At 70.4% G+C, this 12,747-nt stretch carries 9 protein-coding genes and 1 pseudogene; 9 read left to right on the top strand and 1 reads right to left on the bottom strand.

Going from position 1 to position 12,747, the window contains the following annotated elements; genetic code table 11:
- Window position 1: 1 nt before the first annotated feature.
- The 6 genes from ACZ69Q_RS43975 to ACZ69Q_RS43950 all read left to right on the top strand — a co-directional run bounded on the left by ACZ69Q_RS43975 (window position 2) and on the right by ACZ69Q_RS43950 (window position 9,746).
- Window positions 2–970 (top strand): ABC transporter substrate-binding protein, encoded by a 969-nt coding sequence (locus ACZ69Q_RS43975; RefSeq protein WP_471054211.1) that lies wholly within the window; start codon window positions 2–4, stop codon window positions 968–970.
- A 181-nt stretch (window positions 971–1,151) separates the two neighbouring features.
- Entirely contained in the window at window positions 1,152–3,590 is a 2,439-nt protein-coding gene (locus tag ACZ69Q_RS43970) for a GcvT family protein (RefSeq protein ID WP_471054208.1), read from the top strand.
- 145 nt (window positions 3,591–3,735) lie between these two features.
- Window positions 3,736–4,596 carry a bifunctional methylenetetrahydrofolate dehydrogenase/methenyltetrahydrofolate cyclohydrolase gene (locus tag ACZ69Q_RS43965; RefSeq protein WP_471054206.1) on the top strand — a complete coding sequence of 287 codons (861 nt, stop codon included), beginning with the start codon at window positions 3,736–3,738 and terminating at the stop codon, window positions 4,594–4,596.
- Between the two features lie 31 nt (window positions 4,597–4,627).
- Window positions 4,628–5,860, top strand: coding sequence for a sarcosine oxidase subunit beta family protein (locus tag ACZ69Q_RS43960; protein WP_471054203.1), 1,233 nt, complete (start codon window positions 4,628–4,630; stop codon window positions 5,858–5,860).
- A gap of 27 nt (window positions 5,861–5,887) precedes the next feature.
- Window positions 5,888–9,151, top strand: a complete 3,264-nt coding sequence (locus ACZ69Q_RS43955) for a sarcosine oxidase subunit alpha family protein (RefSeq protein WP_471054200.1) — start codon at window positions 5,888–5,890, stop codon at window positions 9,149–9,151.
- Window positions 9,144–9,746 (top strand): sarcosine oxidase subunit gamma, encoded by a 603-nt coding sequence (locus ACZ69Q_RS43950; protein WP_471054198.1) that lies wholly within the window; start codon window positions 9,144–9,146, stop codon window positions 9,744–9,746. Before ACZ69Q_RS43955 ends, ACZ69Q_RS43950 begins: the two co-directional genes overlap by 8 nt.
- Before the next feature lie 163 nt (window positions 9,747–9,909).
- Here ACZ69Q_RS43950 and ACZ69Q_RS43945 read toward each other — a convergent pair whose 3' ends face one another.
- Window positions 9,910–10,707, bottom strand: coding sequence for an IclR family transcriptional regulator (locus ACZ69Q_RS43945; protein ID WP_471054195.1), 798 nt, complete (start codon window positions 10,705–10,707; stop codon window positions 9,910–9,912).
- A 345-nt stretch (window positions 10,708–11,052) separates the two neighbouring features.
- On the opposite strand from ACZ69Q_RS43945, the gene ACZ69Q_RS43940 reads away from it, so the two are divergent.
- From ACZ69Q_RS43940 to ACZ69Q_RS43930, 3 genes and pseudogenes are all read left to right on the top strand, one after another.
- Window positions 11,053–12,186, top strand: coding sequence for an aromatic ring-hydroxylating oxygenase subunit alpha (locus tag ACZ69Q_RS43940; RefSeq protein WP_471054193.1), 1,134 nt, complete (start codon window positions 11,053–11,055; stop codon window positions 12,184–12,186).
- Entirely contained in the window at window positions 12,183–12,317 is a 135-nt protein-coding gene (locus ACZ69Q_RS43935) for a hypothetical protein (protein WP_471054190.1), read from the top strand. The genes ACZ69Q_RS43940 and ACZ69Q_RS43935 overlap by 4 nt, the downstream gene beginning before the upstream one ends.
- Window positions 12,314–12,747, top strand: a pseudogene (locus ACZ69Q_RS43930) (serine hydroxymethyltransferase); the annotation flags it as partial. The gene ACZ69Q_RS43935 and the pseudogene ACZ69Q_RS43930, both read left to right, overlap by 4 nt.

The raw sequence follows: 12,747 nt of genomic DNA, 5'->3' as shown, positions 1-12,747 counted from the left end.
CATGGCAAGACACTGGCGAGCCGGCGCGGCCGGACTGGCCGTCCTCGGCCTCACCCTCACCGCCTGCGGCGGTGCGAAGGTCGGCGACGACTCCGCGGGGTCCGGCGGCTCGGGCGACTCCGGCAAGTGCGGCACCTTCAACCTCGCGGTCAACCCGTGGGTGGGCTACGAGGCCAACGCGGCCGTCGTCGCGTACGTCGCGGAACACGACCTCGGCTGCAAGGTCAACCAGAAGGACCTCAAGGAGGAGATCGCCTGGCAGGGCTTCGGGACGGGCGAGGTCGACGCCGTCATCGAGAACTGGGGCCACGACGACCTGAAGAAGAAGTACATAACCGACCAGAAGACGGCTCTCGAGGCCGGCCCGACCGGCAACAAGGGGCTCATCGGCTGGTACGTACCGCCGTGGCTGGCCAAGGCGCACCCCGACATCACCGACTGGAACAACCTCGACAAGTACGCGGCCGAGTTCAAGACCTCGGAGTCGGGCGGAAAGGGGCAGCTCCTCGACGGCGACCCGTCGTTCGTCACCAACGACGAGGCGCTGGTGAAGAACCTGAAGCTGGACTTCAAGGTGGTGTACGCGGGCAGTGAGACCGCCCTCATCCAGGCCTTCCGCAAGGCGGAGAAGAACAAGGAATGGGTGATCGGCTACTTCTACGAGCCGCAGTGGTTCATGTCCGAGGTGCCGCTCGTCAAGGTCAAGCTGCCCGACTACAAGCAGGGTTGCGACACGGATACGGAGAAGGTCGACTGCGACTACCCCGTGTACGAACTGGACAAGATCGTCAGCGCGAAGTTCGCCAAGTCCGGCAGCCCCGCCTATGACCTGGTGAAGAACTTCACCTGGACCAACGAGGACCAGAACGTCGTGGCCAAGTACATCGCCGTCGACAAGATGGCCCCCGAGGCGGCGGCCAAGAAGTGGGTCGAGGCCAACCGCGCCAAGGTGGACGCCTGGATCAAGTAGGCCCTTCACGGATGCCCGGTGGGTGGTGCGAACCAACGCGCACCACCCACCGGGTATTGCTGTTTTCCAGGCCGTTCTCCGACGTCAACGGACCTCTTGACACCTACCTGCACGGCAGGCACATTGAGTTGCGCAACCTGAGTCACGTTGCGCAGAAAGCAACTCAACCGGAGGTGCGGCGATGGCGGGACCCCGAGTGGTCATCATCGGAGCGGGAGTCGTCGGTGCGGCGCTCGCGGACGAGCTCTCCGCGCGAGGCTGGACCGAAGTGACCGTGGTCGACCAGGGTCCGCTCCCGGCCACCGGGGGCTCCAGCTCGCACGCCCCAGGCCTGGTCTTCCAGACGAACTCCTCCAAGACCATGACCGAACTGGCCCGCTACACCGTCGAGAAGTTCTGCTCCCTCGAAGTCGACGGCAAGCCCTGCTTCCTCCAGGTCGGCGGCCTCGAAGTGGCCACCAGCCCCGAGCGCCTCACGGAACTGCGCCGCCGCCACGGCTGGATCACGGCCTGGGGCATCGAGTCCCGGCTGCTGACCCCCGAGGAGTGCGTCGAGCAACACCCCCTCGTCGACCGCGACAAGGTCCTCGGCGGCCTCCTCGTCCCGACGGACGGCCTCGCCAAGGCGGTCCTCGCCGTCGAGGCCCAGATCCGCCGGGCCACGGAACGCGGCGTGCGCTTCCTCGCCAGCCACGAGGTCCTCGACGTGCTACGCGCCGACGGCGAGGTGACCGGCGTCCTGACCGACCAGGGCGAGATCCCCGCGGACATCGTCGTGTGCTGCGCCGGCATCTGGGGCCCGAAGATCGCCCGCATGGCCGGCATGAACCTCCCGCTCACACCGCTCGCCCACCAGCTCGCCTGGACCGGCCCCGTCCCGGCCCTCGCCGGCCAGACCGAGGAGGCGGTCCGCCCGATCCTGCGCCACCAGGACGCCGACCTCTACTACCGCGACCGCTTCGACGGCATCGGCATCGGCTACTACGGCCACCGCCCGATGCCGATCTCCGCCGACGACATCCTCTCCGTGGACGAGGCCGACGACATGCCGTCCGTCCTGAAGTTCACCGAGGAGGACTTCGAGCCGGCCTGGACCGAGACCCAGTCCCTCCTCCCGGCCACCAAGGAGGCGAAGGTCGAGGAGGGCATCAACGGCCTGTTCTCCTTCACCACCGACAACTTCCCGCTTCTCGGCGAGTCCCCGGACGTCAAGGGCTTCTGGGTCGCCGAGGCCGTCTGGGTCACCCACTCCGCGGGCGTGGGCCGGGCGATGGCCGAGTGGCTGGTCGACGGCCACTGCTCGTCCTTCGACCTGCACGAGTGCGACGTGAACCGCTTCGAACCGCACCAGCTCTCCCCGCAGTACGTCCTGGCCCGCGACTGCCAGAACTTCGTCGAGGTCTACGACATCCTCCACCCGCTCCAGCCGTCCGGCGACCCGCGCCCGATCCGCACCAGCCCCTTCCACCCCCGCCAGCAGGAGCACGGCGCGTTCTTCCTGGAAGCGAACGGCTGGGAGCGCCCGCAGTGGTACGAGGCCAACGCACGGCTGGTCGAAGGCCGCAACATCCCCACCCCCAACGACTGGGCCGCACAGTTCTGGTCGCCCATCGTCGGCGCCGAGGCGCAGGCCACCCGCGAGACCGTCGCCATGTACGACATGACGGCCCTCAAGCGCCTGGAGGTGAGCGGCCCCGGCGCGGCCGACCTCCTGGAGCGCCTGTGCACCGGCAAGGTCGCCAAGTCGGTCGGTTCGGTGACCTACACGCTGCTGCTCGACCACGACGGCGGCATCCGCAGCGACATCACCGTCGCCCGCCTCGGCCGCGACCTCTTCCAGGTCGGCGCCAACGGCAACCTCGACCTCGACTGGTTCACCCGCCACCTCCCCGCCGACGGCACGGTCCAGGTCCGCGACATCACGCCGGGCACCTGCTGCATCGGCCTGTGGGGTCCGCTGGCCCGCAAGGTCCTGCAGCCCCTGACGGACGAGGACTTCACCAACGACGGCCTGAAGTACTTCCGCGCCAAGCGCGCCTACATCGGCAGCGTCCCGGTGACGGCGATGCGCCTGTCGTACGTCGGCGAACTGGGCTGGGAGCTCTACACCACCGCCGACCAGGGCCTGAAACTCTGGGACACCCTCTGGCAGGCGGCGGAGCCCCTCGGCGGCGTCATCGCCGGCCGCGGCGCCTTCAACAGCCTCCGCCTGGAGAAGGGCTACCGCTCCTTCGGCACCGACATGACCTACGAGCACGACCCCTACGAGGCCGGCGTCGGCTTCGCCGTCAAGCTCGACAAGGGCGACTTCATCGGCAAGGCGGCGCTGGAGCGGCGTAAGTCCGACGTACGGCGCAGGCTGACCTGCCTCACCATCGACGACCCGTGGTCGGTCGTCATGGGCAAGGAGCCGGTGTACGACGGCGAGCATGCGGTCGGGTACGTCACGAGCGCCGCGTACGGCTACACGATCGGCAAGGGGATCGCTTACGCATGGCTGCCGGCGGAACTCGCCGTCCCCGGCAGGACTCTGCACATCGGCTACTTCGATCAGCGCGTCGAGGCGGTCGTGGCCGAGGAGCCGCTGTTCGACCCCTCGATGTCCCGACTTCGTGGGTGACAGTCCTGAAGGGAGTGCCGCGACAGGTTGTGGATGGGTCGCCCGTCCGTCGTGGCCGGTCGCGCCCACGCGGCGGAGCCGCACATGGACACAGCCCGGCGCCCTTGGAGGGCGTTGCAGCAGATCCCTTTTGAAAGGAGTACCGGTGACCGCACAACTCCTTGAGGGCAAGGCCACCGCCGCCGCCATCCGCCGTGAACTCGCCGAACGCGTGGCCAAGTTGACGGCGATCGGCGGCCGACCGCCCGGACTCGGCACCGTCCTCGTCGGCGAGGACCCCGGCAGTCGCGCCTACGTCGCCGGGAAGCACCGGGACTGTGCGCAGGTCGGCATCGCCTCCATCCGCCGGGACCTGCCCGCCGACGCCTCGCAGCAGCAGGTCGAGGACGTCATCGACGAACTCAACGCCGACCCGGCCTGCACCGGCTACATCGTCCAACTGCCGCTCCCCGCCCACCTGGACGCGGGCGCCGTACTGGAACGCATGGACCCGGCCAAGGACGCCGACGGCCTGCACCCCGTCAACCTCGGCCGCCTCGTCCTGGGCGAGGAGGCACCGCTGCCGTGCACCCCGCGCGGCATCGTCGAACTGCTGCGCCGGTACCAGGTGCCGATCGCCGGAGCGCGGGTGTGCGTGATCGGCCGGGGCATCACGGTCGGCCGTCCCCTCGGGCTGTTGCTGACCCGCCGCACCGAGAACGCCACGGTCACCCTGTGCCACACCGGCACCAAGGGGCTGGCCTGGCACGTGCGCGAGGCGGACATCGTCGTCGCGGCCGCCGGCTCGCCCGGACTGATCACCGCCGACATGCTCCGCCCGGGCGCGGTGGTTCTGGACGTCGGCATCACCCGCACCGACAGCAGCCTGGTCGGCGACATACATCCGGGGGCGAAGCAGGTCGCCGGTTGGGTCGCACCGATGCCCGGCGGCGTGGGACCCATGACACGGGCGATGCTGCTCGCCAACGTCGTCGAGGCCGCCGAGAGGAACACGAACGCCGTATGAACCTGTCCCTTCCAGCGGACGGAGCCCTCCGATGAGCCCCCGCACCCCCGGCGCCGAACTCCCCGATCACCCCGACCGGCTGTGGCGCAACCCCGAGCCCAGAAGGTCGTACGACGTCGTCATCGTCGGCGGCGGCGGACACGGCCTGGCCACCGCCCACTACCTCGCCAGGAACCATGGCATCACCAACGTCGCCGTGCTGGAGAAGGGCTGGCTCGCGGGCGGCAACATGGCCCGCAACACCACGATCATCCGCTCCAACTACCTGTGGGACGAGAGCGCCGGCATCTACGAGCACGCCCTCAAGCTGTGGGAGGGACTGGCGGAGGAGCTCGACTACCCGATCCTCTTCTCCCAGCGCGGCGTGCTGAACCTGGCGCACAGCCTCCAGGACGTCCGCGACAGCGTGCGCCGCGTCGAGGCGAACCGCCTCAACGGCGTGGACGCGGAGTGGCTGGACGCGGACGGCGTCAAGGAAGTCTGCCCGATCGTCAACATCTCCCCGGACGTGCGCTACCCGGTCCTGGGCGCCACCTACCAGCCCCGCGCGGGCATCGCCAAGCACGACTACGTGGCCTGGGGCCTGGCCCGCTCGGCGGACGCGGCGGGCATCGACATCATCCAGAACTGCGAGGTCACCGGCCTGGACGTGGTCGGTGGCCGGGTCGTGGGAGTGCAGACGAACCTGGGCCCCATCGCGGCCGGCAAGGTGGCGCTGTGCTCGGCGGGCCACACCTCGGTCCTCGCCGCGATGGCCGGCATCGAACTCCCGCTCCAGAGCCACCCGTTGCAGGCCCTGGTCTCGGAGCTCCTGGAGCCGATCCACCCCACCGTCGTCATGTCCAACGCCGTCCACGTGTACGTGAGCCAGGCCCACAAGGGCGAGCTGGTGATGGGCGCCGGTATCGACGCCTACAACTCCTACACGCAGCGCGGCGCCTTCCACATCATCGAAGAGCAGATGTCGGCGGCCCTGGAGCTCTTCCCGGTCTTCGCCCGCGCCCACGTCCTGCGCACCTGGGGCGGCATCGTCGACGTCAGCCCGGACGCCTCGCCGATCATCGGCCTCACGCCCGTCGACAACCTCTACCTCAACTGCGGCTGGGGGACGGGCGGCTTCAAGGCCACCCCGGGCGTCGGCTGGGTCTACGCCCACACCATCGCCAACGACACCCCGCACGCCCTGAACGCCCCCTTCTCGCTCGACCGATTCACCACCGGCGCGCTCGTCGACGAGCACGGCGCGGCCGCGGTGGCCCACTAGGACCACTGAAGCTCTGGGAGCCGATCCATGCTGCTCATCCCCTGCCCGTGGTGCGGGCCCCGCGACGAGGCCGAGTTCCACTACGGCGGCCAGGCCCATGTGCCGTACCCGCAGGACCCCGCGTCCCTCACCGACGAGGAATGGGCCCGGTACCTCTTCTTCCGCGACAACACCAAGGGCCCCTTCGCCGAACGCTGGAGCCACGCGTCGGGCTGCCGCCGCTGGTTCAACGCGGTACGGGACACGTCGACGAACGAGATCCTGACGGTGTACCGGACGGGAGAGGAACGCCCGGCAACTCCCGGGCCGAGGCCAGTCCTTTCAGCCCGTCTGGGGGCACCCCCTCTGGGGGAGTTCGAGGACGAGGCCCTTTCGGGGCCGACGGGGGTCCAGGGGGCAGAGTCCCTTGGCGGGGTCGAAGGGGCGGAGCCCCTTCAGGACGGGACGGGTAGGGGCGGCGGGGGCGAGTCAACCCAGCCGTTCCGCCACCCGACCCGCGGCCGAATCCACCGCGACGAGCCCCTCACCTTCACCTTCGACGGCACCGAATACCAAGGCTTCAGGGGCGACACCCTCGCCTCCGCCCTCCTCGCCAACGGCGTCATCCAGGCAGGCACCAGCATCAAGCTCGGCCGCCCCCGAGGCATCTTCTCCGCCGGCGTCGAAGAGCCCAACGCGGTCGTCCAGATCGAGGAGCCCTTCCCCGAGCCCATGCTCCCCGCGACGACCGTCGAGCTGTACGACGGCCTGGTCGCGAGCAGCCTCCCAGGCCAGGGCCGCCTCGCCACCGACCCCGACCCGGCCCGCTACGACGCCGTACACGCCCACTGCGACGTGCTGGTCGTAGGCGCCGGCCCGGCGGGCCTCGCGGCAGCAGCCGCGGCGGCCGGCAGCGGCGCCCGCGTCATCCTGGCCGACGACCAGCCGGAGCCCGGCGGCAGCCTCCTCGGCACGGGCGAACACCTCGACTGGGTGGAGGAAGTCAGCGGACAGCTCGCCACCGCCCCCGAGGTCCGTCTCCTGCCCCGCACCACCGTCTTCGGCTACTACGACGACAACCACCTTCTCGCCGTCGAACGCCGCACCAACCACCTCGGCGGCGCCGCCCCCGAGCACGTCGCCCGCGAACGCGTCTGGCGTATCCGTGCCCGCCGGGTCGTCCTGGCCACCGGCGCCCACGAGCGCTCCCTCGCCTTCGCGGACAACGACCGCCCCGGAGTGATGCTGGCCGCCTCGGCCCGCACCTACGTCAACCGCCACGGCGTCCTGCCCGGCCGCCACGCGGTCGTCTTCACCACCAACGACAGCGCCTACGCCGCGGCCCTGGATCTTGCCGCAGCGGGCCTGGCCATCACGGCCGTCGTCGACACCCGCCCCGAACCGGGGGAGTGGGCCGAGCGCGCGAGGGCCGCAGGCATCGAGGTGCTGGCCGGTCATGCCGTCACCGGCACCGAGGGCGGGGCACGCCTGACCGCGGTGACCGTCGCCCCGTACGGGGAGTCCGCGGGACAGCGGCAGTTCGCCGCCGACCTGCTGCTGGTCTCCGGCGGCTGGAACCCGGTGGTGCATCTGTTCAGCCAGTCCGGCGGCAAGCTCCGCCACGACGAGGAGCTGGGCTCCTTCGTCCCCGACAGCGTCCGCCAGGCGGTCGAGGTCACGGGTTCCGCGAGCGGTGTCCTGGACCTGGCAGGGGTGCTGGCCCAGGGCGCGGCGGCCGGCGCCCGTGCCGTCGAGGCCGAGGGCTACCGGTCCGGGACCCCCCGCCTCCCGGCACCGGCCGCTCAGCCGCGGCGGACACCTCCCATGCATGTGTTCGACGTGCCGGGAGACGCGGACGCCCCGCGCTTCGTCGACCTGCAACGCGACGTCACCGTCGACGACCTGGCCCGCGCGACCGGCGCAGGACTGCGCTCGGTCGAGCACACCAAGCGCTACACCACGGCCGGTACCGCCAACGACCAGGGCAAGACCTCGGGCGTCCTGGCCGGCGGCATCGTCGCCGAACTGCTCGGCGTCGACATCTCGGAACTCGGCACGACCACGTTCCGGCCGCCGTACGTCCCGGTCTCCTTCGCCGCCCTCGCCGGCCGCGACCGCGGCGCACTCAGTGATCCGGTCCGCACGACCGCCCTGCACGAATGGCATGTCGCGCACGGCGCCCTGTTCGAGAACGTCGGCCAGTGGAAGCGCCCCTGGTACTACCCGCGGGACGGCGAGGACATGGAGACCGCCGTGCTGCGCGAGTGCCGGGCGACCCGCGAGAGCGTGGGCTTCATGGACGCCTCCACCCTCGGCAAGATCGACGTACAGGGCCCGGACGCGGCCGTCTTCCTCGACCGGCTCTACACCAACATGATGAGTACCCTGAAGGTCGGCATGATCCGCTACGGCGTCATGTGCCGCCCGGACGGCATGGTCTTCGACGACGGCACCGTCATCCGTGTCGCCCAGGACCGCTTCCTGGTCACCACGACGACGGGCAACGCGGCCGCCGTACTGGACTGGATGGAGGAGTGGCACCAGACCGAGTGGCCCGAGCTGAAGGTCCACTGCACGTCCGTGACCGAGCAGTGGGCCACGGTCGCCCTGGTCGGACCGAAGTCCCGCGAGGTGCTGGGCGCGCTGGCGCCCGAACTGGCGGTCGGCAACGACGACTTCCCGTTCATGGCCTGGCGCGAGACGTCCGTCGCCGGCATCGCGGCCCGGGTCTGCCGGATCAGCTTCTCCGGCGAACTCGCCTACGAGATCAACGTGTCCCCGTGGCAGGCCCTCGCCCTGTGGGAGGCCGTGTACGAGGCCGGCGCCCCGTACGGCATCACCCCGTACGGCACCGAGACCATGCACGTCCTGCGGGCCGAGAAGGGCTACCCGATCATCGGCCAGGACACCGACGGCACCGTCACCCCCCAGGACCTCGGCATGAGCTGGGTGGTGTCGAAGAAGAAGCCCGACTTCATCGGCAAGCGCTCCTACGCCCGGGCCGACACCGCCCGGCCCGACCGCAAGCACCTGGTCGGCCTCCTCCCCGAGGACCCGGGCACCTTCCTCCCGGAGGGCACCCACCTGATCGCCGACGGTGTGCTGCTGACCCCACCGGTCCCCATGCTCGGCCATGTCACGTCCAGCTACCGCAGTGCGGCGCTCGGCCGGACCTTCGCACTCGCCCTGGTCAAGGGCGGCCGCGACCGCATCGGCGAGCGCCTGATCGCCCCCGTGGGTGACCGATTGGTCCCGGTGACCGTCGCCAGCCCCGTCCTCTACGACCCCGAAGGAGCCCGCCGCGATGGCTGACAACGCCCTGACCGTCCCGCTCCGCAGCCCCCTGTCGCGGGTCGCGGACCGCCTGGCCGCCGTCACCCGCACCTCCCGGGGCGCGATCCGGCTGGCCGAACTCCCCTTCCTCACCCAGGTCAACGTCCGCCTCGACGCCAAGGGAGCGGCGGCCGAGGCCGTCGGACTGGCGCTGGACCTCCAGTTGCCCCTCCAGCCGAACACCGTCGTGCGTGCGGGCGCGTTGACCGCGCTGTGGCTGGGCCCGGACGAGTGGCTGGTGGTCGGACCGCCGGGCGGCGAGCGGGATCTGGAGAGCCGGATCCGGGAGGCGGCCGGGGACGAGCCCGTCTCGGTCACCGACGTCTCCGCACAGCGCACCACCCTGCTGGTGACCGGCCCCCGCGCCCATGACCTGCTGGCGCACGGCTGTCCGCTGGACCTGCATCCGAGGGCGTTCGGCTCCGGGCGCTGCGCCCAGACGACGCTGGGCCGCACCCAGGTCGTGCTGGTCGCCCGGGACGAACCCAGGGCCGGATTCTGGGTGCTGGTCCGTTCGTCGTTCGCCGGCTATCTGGCGGACTGGCTGCTCGACGCGGCGACGGAACACCTCTGAGCGACCCAGGACGGGGGCGTCCCGTCCTGGTCGGGCATCTCGTAGGTCGTTCCCGGGCAGCGGCCCCCGTCCCGGCCTCGGTCGAATCCCGTGCCGCCGGGACGGGGACACCGCGCCCACGGCCGTGTCCGCCCTCGCCGTCGCGCCAGCCACCCGGGTGGGCTCAGCCCAGATGGCCCATCCGGTGGCTGATCTCGTCCGCGCCCTTGACCAGCGTCGGCGCGAGCTCATGGATGCGTTCCTCGGTGAAGCGGTACGCGGGGCCCGAGGCGCTGAGGGCGGCGATGACCTGGCCCTCGCGTGCCCGGATCGGCGCCGCCACGGCGTGCAGCCCGATCTCCAGTTCCTCCAGGGTCACCGCGTACCCGCGCTCACGGGCCTCGGCGAGGTTCCCCTCCAGCTTCGCCCTCGCGGTCAGGGTGCGCGGGGTCAGCTTCTGAAGCCCGGACGCCGCGAGCACTTCGGCGCGCTCGTCCGCCGTCAGGTGGGCCAGCAGGATCTTGCCGCTGGACGTGGCGTGCACCGGGGTGAGCTGACCGACCCAGTTGTGGGTGCCGACGGCGCCCGGGCCGCGTACCTGATACAGGTTGACCGCGTAGTGCTCCTGAAGCACGGCGATGTTGACGGTCTCGCCGATCTCCTCGCTGAGCCGCTCGCACACCTGCCGGCCCTGCTGGGTGACGTCGAGACGACCGGTGACCGCACCTGCCAGGCGTACGATCCCGAAGCCGAGGCGGTACTTGCCCCGCTCGGCCGTCTGCTCGACCAGTCCGCGCGCCTCGAGCGCCCCGAGGAGACGGAACGCCGTCGACTTGTGGACGTCGATCTCGGCGGCCACCTCACTGACACCCGCCTCGCCGCGCTGGGCGAGGATCTCCAGGACGCTGACGGCACGGTCGACGGACTGCACGCCGCCGACCGCGGGACCCGATGTTGCGCCCTCTGCCGCGTAGTTGCTCATGACGCAACTATACGCGGCTGCGCTCATGGATCCCGGGGCTCCTCGGAAGGTGCGGACGGGTGCGGGCCCTCGCGACGGCCGGATCCGGCTGCCCGCATGCTCGCACGGCCCGTGATGTCAACGGAAGACGGCTGTGCGGCTCCCGTTGCCCAGCCCGTTGCGGCGGCGGCCGACGTCGGACCGGCCGGGCCCTTGACAGTGGGTGTCCGCAACGAGACAGTTTTGACGGTCGTTGCTCATGGAGACGATGGTTGCGTGATAAGCAACAATCGGTCGGTCGAGTCCGACCCTCGAAGTGTGTGCGTCTGACCCCTCCGGCCTCTTTGACCCTCCGAGGTGATTTCGATGACCACGACCAGCCTGCCCCCGAGCCTGATCGCCACCTTGCCGGGCGAGCACTACACCGACCCCGAGGTGTTCGCCCTGGAACAGGAGCGGATCTTCGAGACCATGTGGTTCTGTGCGGCCCGCGCCGCGGAGCTGGACAGGCCCGGGAGCTTCCGCACCTATCAGGTCGGCCGGGAGAGCGTGCTGATCACCCGTTCCCGGGACGGCTCGGTCAAGGCGTTCCTGAACATCTGCCGGCACCGCGGTGCCAAGCTGTGCACGGCCGAGTCCGGCGAGGTCAAGCGGGCCTTCCAATGCCCGTACCACGCCTGGACCTACGGACTGGACGGCAGGCTGGTCGCCGCGCCCAACCTGACGTCGATGCCGGACATCGACCGGACCGCGTACGGACTGGTCGGCGTCCACGTCCGGGAGTGGCTCGGGTATGTGTGGGTGTGCCTGGCCGACACCCCGCCCTCCTTCGAGGGCGACGTCATGGGCGCGGTCGTCGAGCGGCTCGGCGACGTCGAGTCGATCGACCGCTACGACATCGACCGCCTCCAGGTGGGCCGCCGTATCACCTACGACGTGAAGGCCAACTGGAAGCTCATCATCGAGAACTTCATGGAGTGCTACCACTGCGCCACCATCCACCCCGAACTGACGGAGGTGCTCCCGGAGTTCGCGGACGGCTACGCGGCGCAGTACTACGTCGGCCACGGCGCCGAGTTCGGTGCCGAGGTCGAGGGCTTCACGGTCGACGGCTCGGCGGGCCTCGACCGCATCCCCGGTGTCGCCGACGACCAGGACCGCCGCTACTACGCCATCACGGTCAGGCCGCAGGTGTTCGTCAACTTGGTGCCGGACCACGTGATCTTCCACCGGATGTACCCGATGGCGCACGACCGCACGGTCGTCGAGTGCGACTGGCTCTACCTCCCGCACGTGGTGGAGAGCGGCAAGGACGTGGAGCGTTCCGTGGAGCTGTTCCACCGGGTGAACCAGCAGGACTTCGACGCCTGCGAGCGCACTCAGCCGGGGATGAGCTCCCGGGCCTACGCCAAGGGCGGCGTCCTCGTGCCCAGCGAGCATCACATCGGCGAGTTCCACACCTGGGTGCAGAACAGGCTCGACGCCCCTCCCGCCGTATGACCTCCCTCGACAACGCCGCACGCCACACCGTCCGCCGGCTGTTCGGGCTACCGGTCGAGAACATCGCCGGCGCCCTGTCCGCCGACACCTACGCCGCCCACCGCGCCCACACCCAAGGAGAGCGCCGATGACCCTCTTCAACCAATCCCTGCACGAGCTGGATCCGGCGATCGCGGCGGCTCTGGATGCCGAGCTGGAGCGTCAGCAGTCGACGCTGGAGATGATCGCGTCGGAGAACTTCGCTCCGGTCGCGGTGATGGAGGCGCAGGGCTCGGTCGCCACGAACAAGTACGCCGAGGGCTACCCGGGCCGGCGCTACTACGGCGGCTGCGAGCATGTCGATGTCGCCGAGCAGATCGCGATCGACCGGGTCAAGGAGCTGTTCGGCGCGGAGTACGCGAACGTGCAGCCGCACTCGGGTGCCTCGGCGAACCAGGCGGCGCTGTTCGCGCTGGCCCAGCCCGGTGACACCATCCTGGGCCTGGACCTGGCGCACGGCGGCCACCTCACCCACGGCATGCGGCTGAACTTCTCCGGCAAGCAGTTCAACGTCGTCGCCTA

This window comes from Streptomyces sp. NPDC036764, assembly GCF_055609385.1.
The sequence above is the reverse complement of the archived record's forward strand: the minus strand, read 5'-3'. Positions and strand labels throughout refer to the sequence as shown.